General features: G+C 62.0%; 1 protein-coding gene. It reads left to right on the plus strand.

From position 1 onward, the window contains the following. Window positions 1-518: DUF4982 domain-containing protein (locus tag JT719_RS24275; protein WP_207436381.1), on the plus strand; the 518-nt coding region annotated here is incomplete at both ends.

Here is a 518-nt window from a genome sequence, read left to right on the forward strand (position 1 = left end):
TTCATCCTGGGCTCGGAGACCGCCTCCACCGTGAGCTCCCGCGGCATCTACAAGTTCCCCGTGGAGAAGGCCATTGAGAAGCAGTACCCGGATTTCCAGAGTTCTTCCTACGACCTGGAGTACTGCTCCTGGTCCAACCTGCCCGACGACGACTTCGTGCTGCAGGACGACAAGCCCTGGGTCATCGGCGAGTTCGTGTGGACGGGTTTTGACTACCTGGGCGAGCCCACCCCGTACGACGATAAGTGGCCGTCGCGCAGCTCGTACTTCGGGATCAACGATTTGGCGGGTTTGCCGAAGGACCGGTTCTACCTGTACCGCAGCCGCTGGAACAAGGAAGCCGAGACCCTGCACATCCTGCCGCACTGGAACTGGGAGGGAAGGGAGGGACAGACCACCCCGGTGTTCGTGTACACCAGCTACGACAGCGCCGAGCTGTTCGTGAACGGCAAGAGCATGGGCGTGCAGAGGAAGCACGCCGGGACCCCGCAGAACCGCTACCGCCTCATGTGGATGGA

Source organism: Sabulibacter ruber (assembly GCF_017355955.1).
Taxonomy (GTDB): domain Bacteria; phylum Bacteroidota; class Bacteroidia; order Cytophagales; family Hymenobacteraceae; genus Nibribacter; species Nibribacter ruber_A.